Raw genomic sequence first — 22,652 nt, 5'->3', positions numbered from 1 at the left:
GGCCCTCACCATGGAGAACGCGAGTTGCCGCCGTCGACTCCGCCCCGACGGCGATCACGGCCCGAGGAAAGCGCCGCACCTGCCTTCTGCCGACTCTCCTCACCGAAGAACTTCCACGCCTGCGTCAATCATTTGCGTCTCCGCTGCCCAGTGATCGGATAGGACGGGACAACTGGGATGGAAGAACAAGGCTTGACCAATAACACGGGATGGATCCAGATATTCGACCCCGCACCGAAGGCCGGGCTGCGCCTGGTCTGTTGCCCGCACGCCGGGGCCTCGGCGGGCACCTACCGCCGGCTCTCGGCCGCCCTTCCCGGCGGCGTCGAGGCGCTGTCGGTCCAGTACCCCGGGCGGCGCGGCGGGTCCGGGGAGCGCGGGATCGACGACATCGGCGCGCTGGCCGACCGGATCGGCACCGAACTGCTCGGCTTCGACGACCTGCCGTTGGCCGTGCTGGGCCACAGCATGGGCTCGGTCGTCGCCTTCGAGGTGACCCGCCGGCTGGAGGCGGCCGGGCGGGCGCCGGTGCGGCTGTTCGTCTCGGGCCGCCGCTCGCCGTCCGCCGGCCTCGGCCTGAACATCCCCCGGGGCGACGACGAGGTCCTGGACGAACTCCGGGAGCTGGGCGGGATCCCGGCGAGGCTGCTGGACCGCCCGAAGTACCGCGAGTCGATCCTGACCGTCATCCGCAACGACTACCGGGCCAACTCCCGTTACACCGCCCGGCCCGACACCACCGTGACCTGTCCGGTCACCTTCCTGTTCGCGGACGCCGACCCGTATCTCGACCCGGCGGCGGCGCTCGGCTGGAAGGGCCACACCACAGGGGAGTTCCGGCTCACCTCCTTCCCCGGTGGCCACTTCTTCCTCGATCAGCAGTTGGCCGCGGTGGTCGCGACGATCACCGCGGATCTGGGTGTCGGATCCACCGGACGAGCGGACGGAGACAGAGCGTGAAGCGGGGACTGTGCTCGATCGACGAGGAGCTGGCGGTCCGGGTCTACGAGCGATTGCTGGTGGCCAAGGGGGTGACCCTCCCCGAGCTCGCCACCGACCTGGGCATCACGGCCGAGCGGGCGGAACAGGCGCTCGCCGCCCTGCGCTGCCTGAAGCTCGTCAGGTACTGCCAGGAGCAGGGGCGCTTCGTGGCGCGCAGCCCCGAGATCGCCCAACTGGAACTGCTCATGCCGCTGGAGCAGACGATCCGCGAGAAGCGCCGTGAACTGACGGACTTCCAGGACACGCTGGGCTCGTTCGCCGACACCTACAGCAGCCTCCAGCGCACCCGGCTGCGGAGGGAGCCGGTGCTCAGCGGGCTGGACCGGGAGCAGACCGGGTTGCGGATGGCGGACGCCCTGCGCGACCGCCCGTCCGAGATCCTCGTCATGGAGCCGTTCGCCCCGGTCCAGGGGCAGGACTCGCACGTGCTGGGCCTGTCGGCGCTGCCGCCCGGGGTCCCGATTCAGGTCCTGTACCCGCACACCGCCCGCAGCAGCCTGGCCTCACGCGGCAGCCTGCGGACGCTGGCCGAGGCGAGCGCGCGGGTCCGCACCTCGACCCAGGCCTTCGAGCGCCTGGTCATCGTGGGTGGCGAGGTGGCCTTCCTGGCCGACCCCGGGGGCGACGACGCGGGCGTCACCGTCGTCTACGAGCAGGCCATCGTCGCCCGGCTGGTGCGCTCCTACGAGCACGCCTGGGCGTCCGGGACGGACATCGACTCGAACGTGGTCAGGTACGGCGAGACCCTGGACGAGGTCCGCTGCGCCATCCTGGAACTGCTCGCCTCGGGGCTCAAGGACGAGGTGGTGGCCCGGCGCATCGGCATGTCCTCGCGCACCTTCCGCCGTCACCTCGCCACCATCATGGACGAGTTGAACGCCGAGAGCCGGTTCCAGGCGGGCGCGGCCGCCGTCCAGGCCGGACTCCTGCCGGTCCGGGGCGCCGCCGGCTGACCGGCCCGGTGCCGTCGGTCCCGGCGGGCGTCGCCGCTTCGATATGGCCGTATGTGGCCACACCACATCAGGTCATTGCGGCGCCCGCCGGGACTTCCCTACCTTCGAAGAGTGCCGGAAAACGGCACGGCATTGGAGCCGCCGGTCACCACGAGGCGGCCGGGGAAACTCGGAGGTCAACGCCAGCATGGTCAGCAAACTGATCGACCAGGACGGCCGGTTCCTGGAAATACTCGACCGTCTGACCACGAAGTCGATCGATGACTACTACAACCCCTACAAACTCTTCGAATGGCCGGACAGCCTGCCCGAGGAGATGTGGTGGATGAGCCCCGAACTCACCACCACCCACGGTACCGAGGCCGCCCGGCGGCTCACCGAAAGGGAGCTCCACGCACTGTCGCGGTACGAGAGCATCAACTTCTACAGCCTCAATGTGCACGGAATCCGGGAACTTCTCATCGAGGTCACCAAGCGGATTCACACCACCGGCTTCGAGACGCCCTCGGACTTCTTCCACCACTTCATCGGTGAGGAGAACGAGCACATGTGGTTCTTCGCCGAGTTCTGCCTGCGCTACGGCAGGAAGATCTACCGGCAGCCGGTCGGTGCGAACGTCGAGATCCCCCGCTCGAACGTGGAGAGCCTGCTGGTCTTCGCCCGGATCCTGATCTTCGAGGAGCTGGTGGACCACTTCAACTCCCGGATGGCGCTGGACGACCGCCTGCACGAGACGATCCGCGGGATCAACCGGATCCACCACCAGGACGAGTCGCGGCACATCGCCTTCGGCCGTGAACTGGTCACCGCGCTGGCCGCCGACGTCCGGCAGACCTCCACCGAGGAGGAGATGCGGGACATCGCCGGCTACATCCGGCGCTACATGACCTACAGCTTCGAGACGCTCTACAGCCCGCAGGTGTACCGGGACGCGGGCATCAAGGACCCGCACGGCCTGCGCCGGCAGCTCCTCGAATCCCCGCAGCGCGCCGAGTTCGAGCAGAGCGTCTACCGCAAGACCGCCAAGTACCTAGAGAAGACGGGGCTCATCTGATGGCCGGCACCGCCCCCCGAACCACCGGCCCCACCGGCGGACTGGTCATCCTCGACCCGGACCAGACCGACCTGCTCCTCGAACTCGACCGGACGTTCGCCGGCTGGGGCCGCTCCGCCGGAGCCCGCGAGATCCTCCCGCCGCCGCTGTACCCGGTGTCGGACCTGGAGAAGTTCGACGTCTACGTCAACTTCCCGCACCTCGCCCTCGTCGGTGCCGGACTCGACCTGGAGAGCGGCGAGAACAAGCCCGTCGACGGCCGGTTCGCGCCCGCCGCACTGCGCGGCGCACAGGTCGGCCTGCCCCACGCGACCTGCTACAGCGCCTTCCTGTACTACGAGAAGTCCGTCGTGGCGGCGGATGCGCTGATCACCCTGGTCAACCGCTGCTTCCGCAACGAGGAGCGGTACGAGGGCCTGCGGCGGCTGCTCAGCTTCCAGATGCGCGAGGTCGTCGCACTCGGCTCGTACGAGCACACGCAGCAGGTCCTCGGGTCCTTCGCCGAGCGGATCGCCGCGTTCGCCGACGCGCTGTCCCTGCGGCTGGAGAAGGTGCCCGCCTTCGACCCGTTCTTCCGGGCCGACGGCGCCCGCGCCCTGCTCCAGAAGCTCAGCCCGGTCAAGTACGAGTTCCAGGTCGGCGACCTGGCCGTCTCCTCCGTCAACACGCACCGCAACTTCTTCGGCGAGCGCTGCGACATCCGCGGGCCGGAGAACGAGTTCGTCTTCACCAGCTGCGTGGCGTTCGGCCTGGAGCGGTGGCTCTCGGTCCTGGTCGACCTGCACCACGGCGACGCGGTCGAGGCCCTGGACGCGGTGCGGACCGCGGCCCGGCAGCTCGCCTGAGCCGCGGAGCCTCCGCGTGGATCCCGCACCGGGCCGAGTGGATCCCGCACCGGCCCGAGCGCATCCGGCACGGGCCGCCTGGATCCCGTACGTCCCGAGCGCATCCGGCACGGCCCGAGCATGCCCGGATCGCCCTATCGCCCTATCGCCCTATCGCCCCAACACCCGAGGAGTGGCAATGGCTTCGGCAGGAATCGACCAGGTCCGCGAGTGGATCCTGGCCAGGCACCCGGACCGGGAATCCATCGAGCCCGACGAGAACCTCATCGAGAGCCGCCTCGTCGACTCGCTCTCCTTCGTGGAGCTGGTCTACACGATCGAGAGCGCCAGCGGCGTCGAGATCGACTTCGACAGCATCGACATGCAGGACCTCCAGACCCTCTCGTCGATCGAGAAGGCCTTCTTCACCCCGGCCCGACTCCCGTAGGAGGCCGTCCCCATGGAAGCTGTCTCGTACACGGCCCAGTGGACCGCCGCGGCCCGCGCCGTCGAGTCCGAGCGCCCCGGTGACGCCATGTTCCAGGACAGGTTCGCGCGCGATCTCGCGGCCCCGCGCGGCTTCGAGCTCCTCGACAAGTACGGCGGCGGCGGCCTGATCCCGTTCATCGCCATCCGCACCAAGTACCTGGACGACAGCATCGAGGCGCTGCTGGCGGACAGCGGCATCCGGCAGGTGGTCCTGGTCGCCGCGGGGATGGACACCCGGGCGTTCCGGCTGGCCTGGCCGCCCGGCAGCACGGTGTACGAGGTCGACCACGGCGGCCTCATCGACGAGAAGCGTGCCCGGCTGGCCGCGCTCGGGGCCGAGCCCACGGTGGAGCGCCGCGAGGTGTCGGCCGACCTCGCCACGGAGTGGTTGCCCGCGCTGCACCGCGCCGGCTTCGACCCGGAACTGCCCACGCTCTGGGTCGCGGAAGGGCTGATGTTCTTCCTCACCGAGGAGCAGGCCTCCCACCTGCTCGGCGTGCTCGGCTCGGTCTCGGCCCCCGGCAGCCGGCTGGCCGTCGACTTCGCCAGCCGGGCGCTGCTGCGCAGCCCCTTCTCCAGGGCCTTCCTGGCCGGCCTGCGCGAGGACGGCACGCCCTGGCTCTTCGGCACCGACGAGCCGGAGGAGTTCCTGGCCGGTGCCGGCTGGAAGGTCCGCGAGCTGCGCGAGCCCGGCGAGCCCGGCGCGGGCCAGGGGCGCTGGCCGTACGAGGTGCAGCCCCGCGACCGCCGGGGCGTGGCGCGCAGCTGGCTGGTCCGCGCCGAGTTCGCCGGCCGCTGAGGAGCGGGCGGATGAGGAGGGAACGGAGGAGGAGCGGGCGGATGAGGAGCGAGCGGAGGAGGAGCGGGCGGATGAGAGGAGTTCCCGGATGGGTGGCGTGACCACACTGGAGCGGATCGAGTCGTTCCTCCCCGAACGGAGCGTGCGGATCGACGACCTCGCCGAGAGCCTGGGGCTGCGCCGCGCCGAGGTGGGCGTGTTCCGGAAGATCTACGGCCTCGACCGGCTGCGGTTCGATCCCGGCACCGGCCTCTTCGACCTGGTGCTTCCCGCGGCCCGCCGTGCCCTGGCGGCGCTTCCCGAAGGACGGCGGGTCGACTACGTCATCTACGCGCACACCATGCAGACGCTCGCCCCGCCGCACATCGACGCCGCCCGGGTCATCCGGGCGAAGCTGGGGCTGCACGACGCCGAGGCCTTCGCCCTCACCCAGCAGGCGTGCGTCAGCAGCCTCGGCGCCATCGACCTGGCCGGCGAGCTGCTGCGGGCCGAGGCACCCGAGGGCGCGTACGCGCTGATGGTCACGGGGGAGCGGGCGTACTCCCCGAAGGTCCAGCTGATCCCGAACAGCGCGGTGATGGCGGACGCGGCCTCCGCCTGCCTGCTGACCGTCGGCGGCCCCGGCGACGAGGTGCGCTCGTACCTGACCCGCACCCTCGGCGCCTACGCGGCGGGACTGGAGATGACCCCGCAGGAGATCAGCGCCTTCGGCCAGGACTACGCCACCGTGCTCGGCGAGGTCATCGAGGAGTCCGTCCGCCGGGCCGGCCTGAGCTTCGACGAGATCGACCTGGTCATCCCGCACAACGTCAACGCGGTGTCCTGGCGCCACACCATCCAGCGGATGGGCGCCGACCCGGACCGCTTCTTCCTGGACAACATCCCGCTCTACAGCCACTGCTTCGCCTCGGACGTGTTCCTCAACTACACCACCCTGCGCGAGCGGGGCCGGCTGGTCGACGGCGGCCACTACGTCCTGGTCTCGGTCGGCCTGGGCGCCACCTTCGGCGCCATGGTCATCACCCACCGCGAGGGAGGCACCCGATGACCGGCACCGCCTACACGGCGGACCTCAAGGAGGCGCTGACCGGCGACCGCGAAGCGCGGTTCGTCTGGCTCTGCAACTTCGAGGTGGAGAACCAGTGGGCGCGCGGCCACACCGGGCTCCCGGCGGCGCGGATCACCACCACCGCCGCGACCGTGCAGCGGATGGAGGAGCTCGGCGCCCTGCTCGCCGAGCCGACCGACCACCTGCTGCTCGACCGCCCGCTCGATCCCGGCTACCGCGCGTACGCGGAGAAGACCGGGCTCGGCGCGCCCACCGAACTGATCACCCGGGCGCCGGCCGGCGAGGACGGCACCAGCGGGGCCGTCCTCGACTCCCCGGAGCTGCTGGACCGGCTGCGGGTGCTCGCGGGCGGCGGCGCCTATCTGATGCCGATGGGCAACTCCCCCCTGGAGCAGGAGATCTGCCGGCGGACCGGGCTGCGCCCCGCGGTGCCCGGTCCGGAGACCTCGGCGCGGGTCAACAGCAAGATCTACAGCCGCCGGCTGACCGAGGAGCTCGGCCTGCGGGCGATCCCCGGCTTCACCTGCGAGACGGTGGGCGAGCTCCACCGGGCGCTCGATGACTCGCTGGGCGACGGCGGGCCGGTGATCGTCAAGGACGCCTACGGCGTCTCCGGTAAGGGCCTGATCGTGCTCGACAGCCGCAAGAAGGCCGACCGGCTGCTGCGCATGGTCGACCGCCGCGCGCGGAGCAGCGGGGACGACGCGATCCACGTCGTCGTCGAGCGGTTCCTGCCCAAGCGGTTCGATCTCAACTACCAGTTCACCATCGCCCGGGACGGGCGGGTGAGGTTCGACTTCGCGAAGGAGGCCCTGACCTCCGGCGGTGTCCACCTCGGGCACGCCATGCCCGCCGCGCTCTCGCCCGTCCAGTACGAGGGCCTCGTCGCCGCCGCCGAGCGGCTGGGCGCCCGGCTCTTCGAGGACGGCTTCTTCGGCGTGGTCGGCGTGGACGCGCTGCTCGGGCAGGACGATCTGGTGTACCCCGTCCTGGAGATCAACGCCCGTCTGAACATGTCCAGTTACCAGGGGCAGGTCACCGAGCGCTTCCTCGCCCCGGGCGGGGCCGCGCTGGCGAAGCACTACCCACTGCGGATCTCCGCCCCGGTCTCCTTCGACGAGGTGGCCCACGCCCTCGGGGACCTCGCCCGGCCGCCCGTCGACGGCACCGGGCTGGTCGTCACCTGCTTCGGCACGGTCAACGCGCAGGCCGGCACCTCCCTCCCGTTCGACGGCCGGCTCTACACCCTGCTCTTCGCCGCCGACCGGCACGGCCTCGGCGACCTCGACCGCCGGACCACCGAGGCGCTCCACCGTCTCGGCACCACCGAAAGGACGCCATGAACACCAGCGAACTGAGGGTGCAGGGGGTACCGGTCTCGCGGATCGCCGAGCAGTTCGGCACCCCGCTGTTCGTCTACGACGCCGAGGTGCTGCGCACCGTCTACCAGTCGCTGCGCGAGGGGCTCCACCCCGCGGTGGACGTCTTCCTCTCGCTCAAGGCCAACCCCAACGTCGCCGTCTGCGGCTACCTCGGCTCGCTCGGCGCCGGCGCCGAGATCTCCTCCCTGGTCGAGCTGATGACCGTCCAGCGGGCCGGCATCGCGCCGGAGAACGTGATCTTCCTGGGGCCGGGCAAGACCCGCGCCGAGCTGGAGGCGTGCGTCGCGGCGAACCTGCACGCCATCGTCTGCGAGTCGCTGGACGAGCTGCGCCTCCTGGAGGAGATCGCCGAACAGGCCGGGCGGGCGGAGGTGCCGGTCCTGCTCCGGGTCAACCCCGACTTCCACACCAAGGGCTCGGGCCTCGCCATGAGCGGCAAACCGCGCCAGTTCGGCATCGACGCGGAACTGCTGCGCCGCTCCCGCCCGGTGATCGACGCACTGCGCCGGGTCCGGGTCCGCGGCTTCCACGCCTACATGGGCACCCGGTTCCTGAACGCCGACGACCTGGTGCACAACACCCGGCAGATCCTGGCGACCGCCGAGGAGCTGTCGCAGACGCTCGGCATCCCGCTGGAGACCGTCGACTTCGGCGGCGGCTTCGGCGTCGCCTACTTCGACAACGAGAAGGACCTCGACCTGGGGGCCGTCCTCGCCGGCATCAACGAGGTCGTCGAGCCCTTCGTCCGGACACACCCCGGTTGCCGGCTGATCAACGAGCTCGGCCGCTACCTGACCGCGCACGCCGGTACGTACGTGGTGCGCGCGCTGTACGTGAAGGAGTCCCTCGGCGAACGCTTCGTGGTCGCCGACGGCGGCACCAACCACCACATGGCGGCGGTCGGCGTCGGCAGCTTCGTCAAGCGCAACTTCCCGATCCGCTCGCTCACCAGGTACCGGGACGAGCCCAGCGACACGTACACCGTCACCGGGCCGCTCTGCACGCCCAACGACGTCATCGGCAAGAAGGTCGCCCTGCCGCCGGTCGAGGCCGGCGACCTGCTGGGCGTCGAGCGCTCCGGCGCCTACGGGCCGACCGCCTCCCCCGGGCTCTTCCTCAGCCACGGATTCCCCGCCGAGGTCCTGGTCCACAACGGTGCCGCGCACCTGGTCCGGGAGCGGGACCGCCACGAGGAGATCCTCGCCAAGCAGCACCTCGTCGACTTCGACTGACCGGTCGGCGGCCGTTCCCGGCCGTTCCCGGCAGCCCCGGCAGCCGCGAAGTCCCCGACCGCGCGACCGTGGCAGAGCCACCGACAACCCGACAGCCCCGACAGACCCCGACAGCCCCGGCACAGAGGAGTGAACCGGAAGATGGAACGTCAGAACGTGGTGTCCGCGGTGGAGGCCGCTCTCAGCGAGGTCCTGGAGCGGGCCGTCACCGGTATCACCGAGGACGCCCGGCTCTTCGAGGACCTGCACCTGGACTCCACATCCGTCCTGGAACTGCTGATGGTCCTGGAGGACACGGTCGAGATCTCGGTGGACCCGGAAGCCCTGGACATGGACGACTTCAAGTCGGTGGGCACCCTCACCGACTACGTCCTGGCCCAGGCCGACGGGGCATGAGGGAGACCGCGATGTCCACGACCCTCCAGGGCGCCGGCGCGGTGGTCTCCCCGCCGCGCCGGCCGTACGACGAGGACCCGGCGACGCTCTCCTACTACCGCGACCTGGTCGAGCCCTTCGGCCTGGAGGTGGCGCCGGACCTGCTGCGCGCCGCGCCGAACGTCACCCACCGCGACCTGGTCGACCGGCTCGCGGCGATCGAGGGCGTCCGGGACAGCGCGCCCGACCTGGTGATCGTGGCGCAGGCACTGCCGGACGTGACGCCGTTCGTCGCCATCGCGCCCTACCTCGACCGGCTGCTCGGCGGCGGGTCCGCCAACAACCTCGGCATCGGCCAGCAGGGCCTGGCCGCACCGTTCACCGCGCTGCGGGTCGTCTCCGCCTTCCAGCGGGCCGGCCGGAGCCGCACGGCGGTGCTCGCCGTCCTCGAACAGACCACCCTGCCGACCCGGTTCCCCCTGGTCCACGACAACGGCCTGGTCGACTCCGGGGTGGTGCTGGTCCTCGGCACCACCGGCGGACCCCGGGTGGCGGGGGTCGAGACCATCCCCGCCACCGAGTCGCCCCTCGACCGCCTCGGGGAGCTGGCCGCCAAGGACCCGGCGGGCACGCTGGTGGTCACCGGGCCCTGGTTCGACCGGCGGGGGCTGGACCAGGACGGCCCCCGGCACCGGGTGGAGCCCGGCAGCTACTGCACCAGCGTCTGGCTGGCACTGGCCCGGAACTGGCGCTCCTGGCAGCACCGGTACGCCACGGTGCTCCTCTGCGACACCGACCCGCGCTCCGGCGAGAGCCACCTGGCCGTGCTGGCCTCGGACTCCGCCGGGACCGCGGCCTCCGGCGAGGGAGCGCTCTGATGCCGCCGGTCGACACCCCGCCCTGGACGGCGCCCGGCGGCGCCGGCACCGGTAGCGCCGGGGCCGCGGCGGCCCTGCGGAACTTCGCCGCCGCGCTCGACGCTTGCCACGAGCTGGCAGGCCCGGGCGCGCTGGTCAGCTCGGCCGCCGGCTGGGCCGTCGCCTCGGCCGGGCGCCTGCCGGAGGGCGCCCCGGTGCCGGGCGGCTTCGACGCGCTCGCCGTGACCGGCCCCGGGGTGCCGTCGCCGGACCGGGCCCGGGAGCTGTTCGCCGACGGGCTGCTCCGGCTCCACCGGGAGCTGCTCCGCGGGCTGCTCGACGCCGTCGTGGTCCGGCTCAACGACCGCACCTCGGAGGGCGCCACCCTGCTCAACCGTCAGCTGGTGCGGAGCGCGGTGGCCGACGTCGCGCTGGCCCTCACCGAGGCGGCCGACCTACTGGCGATCCCCGACCGCACCGCCGCGCGCCGCCACCGGATCCACCGCGGGCTGGTGGACGCGGGCCGCGTCGCGATCAAGCTGTACGGCGCGAGCGGCTTCGAGGCCGACGGCCCCGGCCGGCTGCTGTACCTCGCCGAACTGCTGGGCAACACCTACCTCCTGCCGGACCGCCGAGAACGAGACGAGGACGGGAATGAGTGAGCCGGACCCGCACCGGACAGCCGCGCTCAGGTCCCACATCCGCGAGTCCGCGGGAGAGCTGCGCGGGATCGGTCTGGAGATCGACCGCGACCCGGAGGCGATCGACCGCTGGCTGCACCTCCCCGTGGTGGACATCATGCGCAAGGCCACCGTCCCGGTGGAGTACCTGGAGCGGCCGCTGCGCATCGACGGACACACCTACGACATGAGCTCCTGCCTCGAACACTCGATTGCCATCGAGGAGTTGAGCTATGGAGACGCGGGCTTCATGCTCGCCTGCCCCGGCCCGCTGATGTCCGGCGTGGCGGTCGCCGCGCTGGGTGACGACAAGCAGCGGCAGGCCTACTACGAGCGCGTGGCGGCCCCCGGGTCGACCTGGACCTTCTTCGGACTGACCGAGCCCGAGAAGGGGTCCGCCGCCGCCGAACTGGAGACGGCGCTCACCCCGGACGGGGACGGCTTCCGGCTGAACGGCGCCAAGCGCTACGTGGGCAACGCCGCCTTCGCCCAGCTGGGCGTGGTGTTCTGCCGCCGGGCACCGGGACCGCTCGGCATCGAGGCGGTGCTGCTGGACACCACGGCGCCCGGCCTGCGGGCCGAGCTGATCCCGACCGTCGGCCTGCGCGGCGCGCGGATCTCCGCGATCTGGTTCGAGGACGTCCGGGTGGAGCGCGAGCAGATCCTCGGCTACGAGACGCTCAAGCCCAGCCGGCGCGGGCTGGTCGGCGCCATCCGGACCTTGCAGCGGTTCCGTCCGGTGCTCGCCGGGACGGCGCTGGGGCTGGTCCGCGCGGTGCTGGACCACGTGCGGGAGGAGCGACCGGGGCTCACCGGTACGGACCGGCTGCGGCTGGACGAGCTGGTGGACGCCCTCGCCGCGCTGCGGCACCGGAACTACGAGGTGGCCGCCGCGATCGACGCGGGCCGGACGGGAGCGGACCGGATCGCCGGGGTCAAGACGCGTGCCGCCGAGCTCGCCGAGCGCAGCACCCTGGCCGCCGCCGAGCTGCTGGGCCCGGGCGCCCTGCTGGCGGATCCGCTGCTCGACAAGCTGTACCGGGACGCGCGGGCCTTCGAGTTCATGGAGGGCACCGGGCACATCCAGCGGCTGGCCGTCTTCCAGGGCGTGCTCAAGGGCACGTTCCTCCGGTGAGCCCGGTCCGCGCCGGCGCCGTCCGCGCCGTGCCCGTCGTCCGCGCCGGCGTCGTCCGGCCGCCTCGGCGGGGGGTGCGCTGACCGTGTGGATCGGTGTCGACGTCCTCCAGGAGGGCGAGCTGGCGGCGCTGCTCGGGCAGCCCTGGTTCCGGGTGTACGCCTACGCGCCGGCGGAGCTGGAGATCGCGGACTCCTACGGGGCGGAGCGGGCCCGGGAGTTCCTCACCGGCCGGTTCGCGGCCAAGGAGGCCGTGCTGAAGGTGATCGGCACGGGCTTCGGCGGGGGAGTGACCCCCCGGCAGGTGAGCGTCCTGCGCACCGACGGCGGGGCGCCGGTGGTCCGGCTCGGCGGCGAGGCCGCGCTGAGGGCCCGGGAGCGCGGCATCGCGGCCATCGGGGTCTCGATCACGCACAAGCGGGGTCTGGTCATCGCCGCCGCCATCGGGACAGCGGGCAGGGCCGCGGCGGACGCACCGCCGGTGGCCCGGTCCGGGCACCGGCCCTGACCGACGAACCGGACAGTCGAGAGAGGGGGAGAGCCCGTGCCACCGCCGCCGCAGACGCCGCCCGCCCCGGGCCGGGCCGCCGCCCGCCCGACCGACGCGGGGGCCGCCGGGGCCGCGCCGGTCCTCCCGGGGCGGGGGCGGCGCTCAGTCGAGGAGCCGCTCCGCCATCCGGCGGGCCAGCAGGGCCGGTGCGGCGTTGCGCTCGCGCATCGCGGTGACGATGGCGCCGTCCATCAGCAGGGCGAACTGCGGCGCGAGTTCGGAGTGCCGGCTGTGCCCGGCGGCTTCGAGCAGGCGGTCGAGGAAGTCGGTCACCGCCTGTTTGTGCGCTGCCGCCAGCCGGTACACCTCGCTGGCGGGGTCGGACACCTCCGCCATCGCGTTGATGAACGCGCAGCCGTGGAAGTTGACGTCCGCCGCCCCCTCCGCGAGGGCGTCGAAGACCGCGAGCGGTCCGCCCCCGCGGGCGTCCACGGCGTCTTCGAGCCAGGCGCGCCAGCTCTCGTCCCGACGGGTCAGGACGGCCGCCACCAGGGCGTCCTTGCCGGTGAAGTGCCGGTAGAAGGAGGCCCGGCCGACCCCGGAGACGGCCAGCAGTCTCTCCACGCCGACGGCGTGGATCCCCTCGGCGTAGAAGAGCTCCTCCGCGGTCTGGAGGAGGCGGTCGCGTGCATGGGTCGCCATGGGTCCACGGTAGCGGATCTTGACCCCAAACGGCACCGAGCGGTACCGTCCTCATAAACAGAACCGATCGGTACCGAATGAAGGAGGGCCCATGGCCCGGCTGACCGATTCCGGCACGGGAACAACGCTGATGGCCGAGGACGACCCCGAGGCGGTATCGGCGAAGAGTGCGTGGCGAGCCGTCCTGATGCTCGGCTTCGGCACCTTCGCGCTCGGTACCGACGAGTTCGTGCTCGCCGGGGTGCTGCCCGAGTTCAGCGAGTCCCTGGACGTCTCGATCGCCACCGCCGGCCAGACCGTCACGGTGTTCGCGCTGACCTGCGCCGTGATGTCGCCGGTCCTCGGCACCCTGACCGCCGGCTGGCCCCGCCACCGGGTGCTCAAGCTCGCCGTCCTGCTCTACATGGCGGGCGTGATCGCGACCGGGCTCGCCCCGTCCTTCGCGGTCGTCCTGGTCGCGCAGATGATCGCCGCGGCGGGCGCCGGCCTCTACATCCCCGCGGCCAGCGTCACGGCCGCCAGTCTGGTCGAACCCGAACGCCGGGGCCGGGCCATCGCCGCGGTGACCACCGGGCTGACGGCGGCGACGGCCCTGGGCGCGCCGATCGGCACCGTGGTCGGCAGCGTCCTCGGCTGGCGGGCGACGATGTGGTTCATCACGGCGCTGACGGCGCTGGGCCTGATCGGGGTGCTGGCCCTGGTGCCCCGGGTGTCCGTGCCGGCCCCCGGCGGGCTGCGCCAGCGGCTCGCCCCGCTCGGCGACCGCCGGGTGGTCACCGTGCTCGCGACCACGCTGGTCGCCTTCACCGCCGCCTACATCGTCTACACCTACATGGCCGAGGTGTTCTCCGACGCGACCGGCGGCAGTGGCACCAGGCTGGCGGTCCTGATGTTCGCCTTCGGTCTGACCGGGACGGTCGGCAACTTCTACGCCGGCGCGCTGGTCGACCGGATCGGTGCCCGGCCGGTGGTGGGCGGCGCCATCGTGCTGCTGGCCCTCAGCCTCGTCGTCCTCCCGCTGACCACGGGCTCCTACCCGGCCGCGCTGGTCGTCATCGTGGCGTACGGTGTCGCGGCCTGGGCCATCACGGCCCCCCAGCAGACCCGTCTGATCACCCTCGAACCCGAGTCCGCGCCCCTGCTGATCTCGCTCAACGCGGCCTTCCTCTACCTCGCCATCGCCTTCTCCGGCGTCATCGGGGCGGTCGGCATGAGCTCGATCGGCGCGGACCGGATCAGCTTCATCGGAGCGGGGCTGGCCGTGGCCGCCCTCGGCCTGTCCGAGCTGGCGCACCGGTTGTCCTCGCGCACCCCGGCGGCGGAGCCGTCGAAGGTCGATACGTACCACTGAAACGCGCTCGATCACTCGACGAAAGGGATGTCCGAGATGTGCGGAATAGTCGGCTGGGTGGACTTCGGTCGCGACCTGACCAGGGAGGGAGCGACCGCGCAGGCCATGACGGACACCATGGCCTGCCGGGGGCCCGACGCCGAAGGCGTCTGGACCGCCCCGCACGCGATGCTCGGCCACCGCAGGCTCGCGGTGATCGACATCGAGGGCGGCGCCCAGCCGATGACCACCCCGGAGACCGGTCCGGACGGCCGGCCGCTCGTGGTCCTGAGCTACAGCGGCGAGGTCTACAACTTCCAGGAGATCCGCGAGGAACTGGTCCTGCTCGGCCACCGCTTCCTCACCAGGAGCGACACCGAGGTGGTGCTGCGCTCCTACCTCCAGTGGGGGAGCGAGTTCGTCCACCGCTTCAACGGCATGTTCGGCCTGGCGATCTGGGACACCAGGACGCAGGAGCTGCTCCTGGTCCGCGACCGCCTCGGCGTCAAGCCGCTCTTCTACTACCCGATCGACGGCGGCGTGCTCTTCGGGTCCGAGCCCAAGGCCATCCTCGCCAACCCGCGGAGCACCGCGACGCTCGACCTGGACGGGCTGCGCGATGCCCTCGCCCTCGCCCGGGTGCCCGGCCGGACCCCGTTGAAGAACCTCTACGAGGTACGGCCGGGCCACATCCTGCGGGTCGGCCGCGACGGGCTGCGCGAGGAGCGTTACTGGTCGCTGGAGACCCGCCCGCACACCGACGACCTCGACACCACCGTCGCCACCGTCCGCGAGCTCATCGAGGACGCGGTGAGCCGGCAGATGGTCTCCGACGTACCGCTCTGCGCGCTGCTCTCCGGCGGCCTCGACTCCAGCGCCCTCACCGCGCTGGCCCAGCGCTCGCTCGACGCCAAGGACGGCAGCCGGGTCCGGACCTTCTCCGTCGACTTCGCCGGACTGGCCGGGGAGTTCAAGCCCGAGCAGTTCCGGGACGCGCCGGACGCCCCGTTCGCCGCCGAACTCGTCCGCCACGTCGGCACCGAGCACCGCGAGATCCTCCTCGACACCGCCCAGCTCGTCGACCCCGGCGTCCGCGACACCGTGCTGCGGGCCTGGGACCTGCCCTACGGCATCGGCGACCACGACCCCTCGCTCTACCTGCTGTTCAAGGCGGTCCGCGAGAGCTCGACCGTCGCCCTCTCCGGCGAGTCGGCCGACGAGGTCTTCGGCGGGTACCTCTGGTTCCACGACCCGGTGGCCTCGCAGGCCGACACCTTCCCGTGGCACGCCATCAACCGGGTCCCGGTGAGCGAGCAGGCGACCAGCTTCCTCGACCCCGGCCTGGTCAAGTCCCTCAACCTGGCCGAGTACGTCGCCGACGAGTACCGCACCGCCGTCGGCCAGGTCACCCACCTGCCCGGGGACAGCGACCTCGAACGCCGGATGCGCCTCGCCAGCCACCTCAACATCACCCGCTTCCTCCAGATGATGCTCGACCGCAAGGACCGGATGAGCATGGCGACCGGCCTGGAGGTCCGGGTCCCGTTCTGCGACCACCGGCTCGTCGAGTACGTCTACAACACGCCGTGGGCGTTCAAGACCTTCGACGGGCGGGAGAAGAGCCTGCTGCGCCACGCCACCAAGGACCTGCTGCCGCGGTCGATCGCACAGCGCCGGAAGGCCCCTTACCCCTCGACCCAGGACCTCGGCTACGACCGGGCCATCAACCGCGAACTCGCCCGGATCGCCGGCGACCGGGACGCCCCGGCGCGGCCGCTGCTGAACCTCGACGCCGTCCGGTCCCACCTCGCCGCGCCGGTCGAGAACGCCTACTCCATGATGCAGCGATCGGTGTACACCGAGCCCCCGGTCCGGCTGGACGCCTGGCTCAGGCTCCACGACGTCCGGCTCGACGACGGCCTCCTGACCGCGTGACCGCGTGACCTCCTGACCGTCCGGCACCGGTGCCCGGTCAGGGCGCCGCCGGGACCATCGGCGACCGTCGAGCCGCCTGGGAGAGCGGGTACTCGGGACACCGGGTACCCGCTCTCCCCGGTCTCTGGGCGGGTCGCGGTCCCCGGCGGTCAGCGAACGACGAACGCCTCGGGCAGAAGACCCGGACAGGGATGCCACCAGGACCAGATCGACGCCCAATTCGTGTTCTCTCACTCGGAATTGGCGCCGCGATGGTGTTGGCTGAGACGATGATGCCGTTGTTGTTGGTGACCGACCACGGGTCCAAGGAGGGCAGCCGCGAGATCCTCGCCGACGCCATCGCCCGGGTGACGGGCCAGGGTCCGGTGCGGCTGGACGCGCGGCTCCTGTACGACGACGGGCCCGTGACGGCAAGCCTTGAGCGGGCCGGAGGCCTCCTCACGGTCCGCCGGCCGGGCCGCGCCCCGGTGGCCGTCGAACCGGTGGTCGTGGTCTTCGAGATACCTCCCCACCGCAGACGCCACCTCGAAGGATTCCAGGACCTGCTGCGCCGCTTCGGAGCGCGGACGCTCGCGGCGGATCCCGAGGCGTGGCGGGTCGCGACGGACAAGTCCCTGATGGTCGAACGGTTCAGCCGGGACTCCGTCGCGCAGATGGAGACTCTGCGAATGAACGGCTCCTGGGACGACATGCTGAGCGCGTTCCGCCGCCTGGGCCGGGACGTGTGGGCACGGCCCGTACTCGGCATGGGCGGAGCGGACGTCTTCCACGTCACCGGCACCGAGCAGCTGGAGGCCGCCGCTGCCTTCTACCGGAGCACCGGGCAGGGCTGGCTCATCTCCCGCGATGCGGGGAACTTCACGGCCGACGGCCGCCGCAACCAGCACCGTGTGATCGTGCTGAACGGAAAGGTCGTCCACGCCTTCGAACGCCACCAGAGTGACCCGGACCGGCCGTGCAACGTCTCCCAGGGGGCTCGCACCACCGTGTTGGGTCCCGACCGGCTTCCCCCGAGGCTCGCCGAACTCGCGGTGGCCGCCACCGCGTCCGTCGGACTGCCCTTCGCCGGCGTCGACCTCGCCGCGCAGAGCGGCGGTGTCGTCTTCGAAGTGAACGTCCATCCTGCCTTCAACCCCGACCGGCCCGTGGAGACTGTCGCCATCCCCTACGTCCGCGCCCACCTGTCGGCAGACCCGGACCTGACGTCCAACGGTGCCGGCCGACGAGGCGACCGCCGACCGGCGTGAGCCCCGCCGCGTCGCAGGGTTCCCCTGCCGTTCCTCCGGCGGCGTGCGGCTCCCCGACACCGCGGGGCCCGCACGCCGCGGCCGGCTGCTCCGGTCACCCGCCGCGCAGCTTTCCCAGTCCCACCCGCATGTTGCGGATCGCCCCTTCGGCCTGGGAGCGCAGACCGCAGGCCTGGAGGAGCGCCGCGGCCTCGCGGCTGACGGTGATGCCCTCCTGCAGTTCTCCGAGGTCGACCAGGACCGCGCCGAGCATGAACAGGGCGGTGCCCTCGGTCTCGCGCGCTCCCAGGGCCCGAGCGAGATCGACCGCCCGCCGCCACACCGGGGTCGACTCGACGTAGTGACCGGCTCCCAGCAGGGCTTTGCCGAGCGAGACCTGGGCGGTGAGCTCGTTGCCGTGGTCGGCGGGGGGAGCCGCGAAGAGGGTGGCGGCCTGTCGGCACGGTTCGACCGCCCGGGGCCACTGCTCGATCCAGAGGTGCATCTCGCCCGCGTTCAGCCACGCTGTCGCGGCCGAGCGCGGGTTGCCCGAGGCCCGGTACGACGCGGCGGCCTCGGTGAAGGCTCCGGCCGCCCGCTCCTGCTGCCCGGCCTGGTGGAGCGCCGCGCCGAACTCGAACCAGGCCATCGCCCGGAGCGGGTCGCCGAGCTCCAGCGGCACCGTCGTGGCCCGGCCGGCGGCGGCGAGGCGCTCCTCGGCCCGGCCGGTCTCCCGCGACGCCATGGCCAGCAGGATCAGCGCCTTCACCTCTCCGGGCCGGTCGCCGATCGTCCGATGGACGGCCGCAGCCCGGTCCGCCACGTCGGCCACGGCGTCGAACCGCTGCGTCTCCTGGAGCGCGGAGCACTGATTGAGCAGGGCCGACCCCTCGCGCCAGAGCTCACCGAGGTCCCGCATCAGGTCGGCGCAGCGGCCGTTGACCGCCGCGGCCTCCTCGAAGCGCCGGCCGTCCGACAGCGCGGTGCCGAGACTGTGGAGCGCCGACCCCTCGCCCAGCCGGTCGCCGGCCGCCGCGTAGAGATCGACGGCACGCCGGGCACCGCTGATCGCCTCGTCGGGACGGCCCGCCCGAATCCGGCTGTCGCTCAGCCGCACGAGTGCCGCGGCCTCGCCACGTGCGTCGCGATCGGCGCGGTGGGCGGCGGCCGCCTGCTCCAGTGCGGCGGTGGCCTCGTCCGGTCGGCCGAGCCGGGTGAGTGCGTCGTGCAGCTGACCGAGCGCCAGTCCTTCGCTGCCGTGTTGGCCCAACTCCCTCAGCAGTTCGACGGCGAGGCGCCCGGCGTCGACCGCTTCGGCGAACTCCTCCGCGTCCACCAGCGCGCCGGTGAGGCCGAGCAGGGCCCCGGCCTCGCTCGACCGGTCGGCCGTCCGCCGGCTCAGCCGCACGGCCCGCTCGAAGGCGTCGACGGCCTCCGCGTTGTCGTGGAGGGCGAAGCAGGCGACGCCGAGCCCGTAGCAGGCGTCCCGCTCGTACCGGCGGTCGCCGAGCTCCGCCCACATCCGCGCGGCCTCGCGCCACGGTGCGACGGCCTCCGCCGGCCGCCCCGAGCGCTCCAGGGCCCGGCCCAGGTTGTGCCAGGCCGCCGCCGGGTGGCGGGGATCGTCCGGCCTGGTCGGGCCGTTCAGCGCCGCCGCCGCCTCGCGGCACAGCGGGAGGGCTTCGTCGACCCGGCCCGCTTCCAGGAGGGCGGCGCCGTACTGGGAGAGCGCCACGGCCTCCTGCTCCCGGTCGCCCGCCGCCCGGCAGCGGGCGAGCAGTCGCTCGGCGAGGGGGAGGGCCTGGTCCAGTTGCCCCGAACCGACCAGGTTGGCGCAGAGGGTGAGCGAGGCCTGCCTGGCCCGGCGGGGCTCTCCGGCGGCCTCGTAGAGCGCCACCGCACGTCGCAGCGCGGTGGTCGCCTCGGCGAGTCGCCCGCTCCGCGACAGCGCCGTCCCGAGGCTGTGCCGGGCGTCGACCTCTTCCAGGGGATCGCCGCTGTCGTCGTACTGCCGCCTGCCCGTGCGCTCGTAGAGGTCGGCGGCCCGCTCCAGGGCGACCACCGCCTCCTCGTTCCGGCCCAGTTGGAGGAGCGCCTCACCGCGGGTGTAGAAGGGGTGGCCGTGCTCCCGGCCGAGTTCCTCGTCGAGGGCGCAGGCGGCGTCGGCGGCCTCGACCGCCTCCCCGTACCGCCCGGCGCGCCGCAGGTGGTCCGCCAGGTTGCTGAGCGACACGGCCTCGAACTCCCGGAAGCCCAGCTCGCGGGAGATCCCGAGGGCGCGCCGGCCGACGGACACGGCCTCCTCGTACTGCCGGGCCCGGGCCAGCGCCGTGCCCAGGTTGAGCAGCGCGGCGGCCTCGACCGCGCGTTCGTCCGTCCCGGCGTACAGCTCGACGGCCTGCCGGGCCGCCTCGACGCGCTCCTCGGGCGCGCCGAAGGGCAGGGCGCTCAGGTTGAGGAGCATGTGCGCCTTGTCGCCGGGCGCCCCGGACTCGCCGTACAGGGCCGCCAACCGCCGCAGCAGGCCGGTGAGTTCCCAGGGTGCCGTGCTGCCGCCGGAGCCCAGGGCCTGATAGAGGTCGGCGGCTTCGCGCAGCACCGTGACGGCCTCGTCCCGCCGGCCGAGCTCGGCCAGCCGGTCGCCGTGCGCCTCCAGGGCCCGGCCCAGGCCGCGCCGGTGGATCGCGGGATCGACCTCGGCGAGTGCCCTCGCCAGGACCACGGCCTCCTCGGCTGCGGTCAGGGCAGGCCCGGAGGTCCGGTCGCCGTCCTCGGTCCGGCGGGGGAGCGTCGCGCTCAGGTGGACCAGGGAGGTCACCAGGTGCGGCCGGTGCACGGCCGGATTGGCCTCGGCCAGGCGCCGGAACAGGCCGACCGCCTCCTGCGCCGCCTCGACGGCCTGCTCGCGGCGTCCGGCCTCCAGCCGCACCCGCCCCAGGCTGCCCAGCGCCCGTGCCAGATCCCCGAGGTGGTCGCCCGGCCGGACCGCGGCCAGGCCGCGCAGCACGGCGACCGCCTCCTCCGCCGCCTCCACGGCCTCGTCCCGGTGGCCCTGTCGCAGGCGCAGGGCGCCCAGGCCGCTGAGGGCCCGGGCCAGCTGGGCCGACTGTCGGTCGGGGTCCTCGGCCGCGAGCTGCCGGCGCAGGGCCGTCGCCTCCTCGGTGACGTCGAGGGCTTCGCGCGCCCGGCCGCAGTCGGCGAACCGTCCTCCGAGATCCGTCAACGACCGGGCCAGGGCGGGGCGGTGGCCCGGGTCGTGCTCCGCCAGCTCGCGCAGGAGGGCGGTGGCGCCCTGGGACTGGGCGAGCGCCTCGCTCCAGCGCCCGTGCCGGGCGAGGGCGTTGCCGAGTTCGGTCAGCGAGCCCGCCAGCCGGGCCCGGTGCCGGGGGTCGTTCCCGGCCTGCCACCGGTTGAGCCTGGCGGCCTCCTCCGCCGCCGCCAGGGCGGGCCCCCACTTGCCGGCGTTGGTCCGGCGCCTGCCCAGCGTCCCGTACAGCCCGGCCCGTTCGGCCGGGTCCGTGCTGCCGTCCAGGCGGTGCGCGGTCAGCCGCTCGACCACGGCCAGGGCGCCGGCGTCCAGGTCGATGTGCTCGCCCTCGGGCAGCAGCGGCTCCACGTGCTCCAGTACCGTGAGCAGCTCCGGGTCGATCGGGCGGCTGTCGGCGCTGTCGGCGCCGATGGCGGAGAGGCCGCTCAGGGCGGCGCTGCCCGCTCGGAGCGCGAGGTCGGGCCGGTCCCGCAGCACGGGGTAGAGCACGGTGCCGCCCACATGCGGCCACCGGTCGGCCGCGGCGGCCAGGAAGGCGACGGCGCGGGGCGCGCAGAAGGCCGTGCGTTCGTCGGTGAGCAGCCGTGCGGGGACAGCGGTGGCCCAGGCGTCCGTGGGAAAGCCGGTGACGGGGTGGCCCGGCAGGAGCAGGGCGAGGAAGTCCTCGGCCAGCCGGTCGGGTAACAGCGGCTCCAGTGCGGTGCCGCGGTCGGAGGGCGGGTAGCAGACGGCGTGGTCGGCCAGGGCCCGGTCGACGGGCACGCCGGGCAGGACCCGCTCCAGGACGGTCACGGCTCGCGTGCGGGCGACCGGCCCGGAGAGGATCGCCGTGAACACCGTCCGCGCCATCACCTCGTCGGGCGTGCCGTAGTCCAGGCCCCGCCCGCTGTTCTCCTGGAGCTGGCTCCAGTTCTCACGCTCGCGGTCCAGCAGGTAGGTGGTGAGGCCGATCATGTCCGTCGGTGGCGTGCGGCCGCAGGCCGCCGCGTCCACCGCGACGAGGGCGGCCATGTGCAGGGCCAGCGTCAGCCCGAAGTCGGCGTGACGCAGGTCCCGGGGCGGCCGGATCGGGGCCGGGGCGCCGAGTTCGGGGTAGTGGCGGACGAAGCAGTCCCGGGCCGCGTCGAACATCGCGCCCCGGAGCTGTCCGTCGTCGGCGAGCGGTCGCAGCAGCTGGTCGGAGGTGTGGATGCTCTCCCGCAGCCGGTCCAGCTTGCCCCGTAGCGCGGGCCACTGGCCCGCCGACCGGCCGATGAGCAGCACCCGCGCGGGGACCGGCTGCCGGAGCACCATGTTGTGGAACAGCCAGCTCAGGTCGGACAGCGGCCACCGGTCGGCGTAGTCGACCAGCACCAGCACCCCCGCGCTCCCGTCGAGACGCAGATCCTGGCTGCCGTCGGCCGGCGGATGGGTGTCCGTCCCGTGGACGGCGTCCGCGACCACCCAGCCGGCCCGCTCGGACTCCTCGGCCAGCCGCCCGGCCAGCCGGGTCTTGCCCTGGCCGCCTTCCCCGTGCAGCCACCGCACCGCGAACCTCGGTTCGGCGTCACGCCAGGCCAGCAGCTCCGCCATCTCGGTGTCGCGGCCGGTGAAGTCGACCACCTCGGCACGCGCGTCCAGCAGTCGGCTGGGCTGTGACCTGAGCCAGGCCGGGTCGGGACCGGCCGGGCGCCGGTGGCGCAGCAGCAGGTAGACCGGCGTACCGTCACCGAACACGTGGATGTCGGCGCCCGCGGCACCGTAGGCGAAGCCGCCCTCGGCACGGACGTGTTGGACGTGCCGGGCCCCCTGGACCCGCTGGGCGGGTGGGGCCAGTGGGGCCGGCACGGGCGGTGTGGCCTGTTGTCGGT

General features: G+C 72.9%; 19 protein-coding genes. 17 read left to right on the top strand and 2 right to left on the bottom strand.

All coding sequences use genetic code 11. The features are described from left to right. Positions 1-192 precede the first annotated feature (192 nt). The 14 genes from ACFWA9_RS14960 to ACFWA9_RS14895 all read left to right on the top strand — a co-directional run bounded on the left by ACFWA9_RS14960 (position 193) and on the right by ACFWA9_RS14895 (position 12,359). On the top strand, positions 193-960 hold the full coding sequence (locus ACFWA9_RS14960; RefSeq protein ID WP_380387166.1) for a thioesterase II family protein: 768 nt from the start codon (positions 193-195) through the stop codon (positions 958-960). After that, entirely contained in the window at positions 957-1,955 is a 999-nt protein-coding gene (locus ACFWA9_RS14955) for a LuxR C-terminal-related transcriptional regulator (RefSeq protein WP_380387163.1), read from the top strand. The genes ACFWA9_RS14960 and ACFWA9_RS14955 overlap by 4 nt, the downstream gene beginning before the upstream one ends. 187 nt (positions 1,956-2,142) lie before the next feature. Next, a complete protein-coding gene (locus tag ACFWA9_RS14950) occupies positions 2,143-3,009 on the top strand; it encodes a diiron oxygenase (protein ID WP_380387161.1) in 867 nt (288 codons plus the stop codon). Then, on the top strand, positions 3,009-3,854 hold the full coding sequence (locus ACFWA9_RS14945; RefSeq protein WP_380387158.1) for a hypothetical protein: 846 nt from the start codon (positions 3,009-3,011) through the stop codon (positions 3,852-3,854). Before ACFWA9_RS14950 ends, ACFWA9_RS14945 begins: the two co-directional genes overlap by 1 nt. A gap of 178 nt (positions 3,855-4,032) precedes the next feature. Further along, positions 4,033-4,281 carry a phosphopantetheine-binding protein gene (locus ACFWA9_RS14940; RefSeq protein WP_329485905.1) on the top strand — a complete coding sequence of 83 codons (249 nt, stop codon included), beginning with the start codon at positions 4,033-4,035 and terminating at the stop codon, positions 4,279-4,281. Positions 4,282-4,293: 12 nt separating this feature from the next. Further along, a complete protein-coding gene (locus ACFWA9_RS14935; protein WP_352294076.1) occupies positions 4,294-5,121 on the top strand; it encodes an SAM-dependent methyltransferase in 828 nt (275 codons plus the stop codon). Positions 5,122-5,209: 88 nt separating this feature from the next. After that, complete coding sequence (locus ACFWA9_RS14930; RefSeq protein ID WP_352294074.1) at positions 5,210-6,169, top strand: 3-oxoacyl-[acyl-carrier-protein] synthase III C-terminal domain-containing protein; 960 nt, start codon at positions 5,210-5,212, stop codon at positions 6,167-6,169. Beyond that, positions 6,166-7,533 carry a hypothetical protein gene (locus ACFWA9_RS14925; protein ID WP_380387153.1) on the top strand — a complete coding sequence of 456 codons (1,368 nt, stop codon included), beginning with the start codon at positions 6,166-6,168 and terminating at the stop codon, positions 7,531-7,533. The genes ACFWA9_RS14930 and ACFWA9_RS14925 overlap by 4 nt, the downstream gene beginning before the upstream one ends. Beyond that, complete coding sequence (locus tag ACFWA9_RS14920; protein WP_380387151.1) at positions 7,530-8,804, top strand: type III PLP-dependent enzyme; 1,275 nt, start codon at positions 7,530-7,532, stop codon at positions 8,802-8,804. The genes ACFWA9_RS14925 and ACFWA9_RS14920 overlap by 4 nt, the downstream gene beginning before the upstream one ends. 141 nt (positions 8,805-8,945) lie before the next feature. Continuing rightward, positions 8,946-9,200: a phosphopantetheine-binding protein gene (locus ACFWA9_RS14915; protein ID WP_329485900.1), complete on the top strand. Its 255-nt coding sequence runs from the start codon at positions 8,946-8,948 to the stop codon at positions 9,198-9,200. 11 nt (positions 9,201-9,211) lie between these two features. Beyond that, positions 9,212-10,057, top strand: coding sequence for a hypothetical protein (locus ACFWA9_RS14910; protein ID WP_352294068.1), 846 nt, complete (start codon positions 9,212-9,214; stop codon positions 10,055-10,057). Continuing rightward, the gene (locus ACFWA9_RS14905; protein WP_380387147.1) at positions 10,057-10,698 is read left to right on the top strand and encodes a hypothetical protein; all 642 of its coding nucleotides are present in this window, start codon (positions 10,057-10,059) and stop codon (positions 10,696-10,698) included. Before ACFWA9_RS14910 ends, ACFWA9_RS14905 begins: the two co-directional genes overlap by 1 nt. Then, the gene (locus tag ACFWA9_RS14900; protein ID WP_380387144.1) at positions 10,691-11,851 is read left to right on the top strand and encodes an acyl-CoA dehydrogenase family protein; all 1,161 of its coding nucleotides are present in this window, start codon (positions 10,691-10,693) and stop codon (positions 11,849-11,851) included. The genes ACFWA9_RS14905 and ACFWA9_RS14900 overlap by 8 nt, the downstream gene beginning before the upstream one ends. Before the next feature lie 85 nt (positions 11,852-11,936). Beyond that, a complete protein-coding gene (locus tag ACFWA9_RS14895) occupies positions 11,937-12,359 on the top strand; it encodes a holo-ACP synthase (RefSeq protein WP_380387141.1) in 423 nt (140 codons plus the stop codon). A gap of 144 nt (positions 12,360-12,503) precedes the next feature. Here ACFWA9_RS14895 and ACFWA9_RS14890 read toward each other — a convergent pair whose 3' ends face one another. Further along, positions 12,504-13,043: a TetR family transcriptional regulator gene (locus ACFWA9_RS14890; RefSeq protein WP_352294059.1), complete on the bottom strand. Its 540-nt coding sequence runs from the start codon at positions 13,041-13,043 to the stop codon at positions 12,504-12,506. A gap of 91 nt (positions 13,044-13,134) precedes the next feature. Between ACFWA9_RS14890 and ACFWA9_RS14885 the strand changes: the two genes are divergently transcribed. The 3 genes from ACFWA9_RS14885 to ACFWA9_RS14875 all read left to right on the top strand — a co-directional run bounded on the left by ACFWA9_RS14885 (position 13,135) and on the right by ACFWA9_RS14875 (position 17,555). Continuing rightward, positions 13,135-14,394 (top strand): MFS transporter, encoded by a 1,260-nt coding sequence (locus ACFWA9_RS14885; protein ID WP_380387138.1) that lies wholly within the window; start codon positions 13,135-13,137, stop codon positions 14,392-14,394. Positions 14,395-14,430: 36 nt separating this feature from the next. Next, on the top strand, positions 14,431-16,308 hold the full coding sequence (gene asnB, locus ACFWA9_RS14880) for an asparagine synthase (glutamine-hydrolyzing) (protein WP_380387135.1): 1,878 nt from the start codon (positions 14,431-14,433) through the stop codon (positions 16,306-16,308). A 272-nt stretch (positions 16,309-16,580) separates the two neighbouring features. Further along, positions 16,581-17,555 carry a RimK family alpha-L-glutamate ligase gene (locus ACFWA9_RS14875; protein WP_380387195.1) on the top strand — a complete coding sequence of 325 codons (975 nt, stop codon included), beginning with the start codon at positions 16,581-16,583 and terminating at the stop codon, positions 17,553-17,555. Positions 17,556-17,649: 94 nt separating this feature from the next. Here ACFWA9_RS14875 and ACFWA9_RS14870 read toward each other — a convergent pair whose 3' ends face one another. After that, positions 17,650-22,629 (bottom strand): tetratricopeptide repeat protein, encoded by a 4,980-nt coding sequence (locus tag ACFWA9_RS14870; RefSeq protein ID WP_380387132.1) that lies wholly within the window; start codon positions 22,627-22,629, stop codon positions 17,650-17,652. Between the last annotated feature and the right edge of the window lie 23 nt (positions 22,630-22,652).

The organism is Kitasatospora sp. NPDC059973, assembly GCF_042737525.1.
GTDB lineage: Bacteria > Actinomycetota > Actinomycetes > Streptomycetales > Streptomycetaceae > Kitasatospora.
The sequence above is the reverse complement of the archived record's forward strand: the minus strand, read 5'-3'. Positions and strand labels throughout refer to the sequence as shown.

Excerpts from the sequence above, each read along its gene's own strand:
- ACFWA9_RS14950 (WP_380387161.1), top strand. The coding sequence starts at position 2,143 with ATGGTCAGCAAACTGATCGACCAGGACGGCCGGTTCCTGGAAATACTC.
- ACFWA9_RS14945 (WP_380387158.1), top strand. The coding sequence starts at position 3,009 with ATGGCCGGCACCGCCCCCCGAACCACCGGCCCCACCGGCGGACTGGTC.
- ACFWA9_RS14940 (WP_329485905.1), top strand. The coding sequence starts at position 4,033 with ATGGCTTCGGCAGGAATCGACCAGGTCCGCGAGTGGATCCTGGCCAGG.
- ACFWA9_RS14935 (WP_352294076.1), top strand. The coding sequence starts at position 4,294 with ATGGAAGCTGTCTCGTACACGGCCCAGTGGACCGCCGCGGCCCGCGCC.
- ACFWA9_RS14930 (WP_352294074.1), top strand. The coding sequence starts at position 5,210 with ATGGGTGGCGTGACCACACTGGAGCGGATCGAGTCGTTCCTCCCCGAA.
- ACFWA9_RS14925 (WP_380387153.1), top strand. The coding sequence starts at position 6,166 with ATGACCGGCACCGCCTACACGGCGGACCTCAAGGAGGCGCTGACCGGC.
- ACFWA9_RS14920 (WP_380387151.1), top strand. The coding sequence starts at position 7,530 with ATGAACACCAGCGAACTGAGGGTGCAGGGGGTACCGGTCTCGCGGATC.
- ACFWA9_RS14915 (WP_329485900.1), top strand. The coding sequence starts at position 8,946 with ATGGAACGTCAGAACGTGGTGTCCGCGGTGGAGGCCGCTCTCAGCGAG.
- ACFWA9_RS14910 (WP_352294068.1), top strand. The coding sequence starts at position 9,212 with ATGTCCACGACCCTCCAGGGCGCCGGCGCGGTGGTCTCCCCGCCGCGC.
- ACFWA9_RS14905 (WP_380387147.1), top strand. The coding sequence starts at position 10,057 with ATGCCGCCGGTCGACACCCCGCCCTGGACGGCGCCCGGCGGCGCCGGC.
- ACFWA9_RS14900 (WP_380387144.1), top strand. The coding sequence starts at position 10,691 with ATGAGTGAGCCGGACCCGCACCGGACAGCCGCGCTCAGGTCCCACATC.
- ACFWA9_RS14890 (WP_352294059.1), bottom strand. The coding sequence starts at position 13,043 with ATGGCGACCCATGCACGCGACCGCCTCCTCCAGACCGCGGAGGAGCTC.
- ACFWA9_RS14885 (WP_380387138.1), top strand. The coding sequence starts at position 13,135 with ATGGCCCGGCTGACCGATTCCGGCACGGGAACAACGCTGATGGCCGAG.
- asnB (WP_380387135.1), top strand. The coding sequence starts at position 14,431 with ATGTGCGGAATAGTCGGCTGGGTGGACTTCGGTCGCGACCTGACCAGG.
- ACFWA9_RS14875 (WP_380387195.1), top strand. The coding sequence starts at position 16,581 with ATGCCGTTGTTGTTGGTGACCGACCACGGGTCCAAGGAGGGCAGCCGC.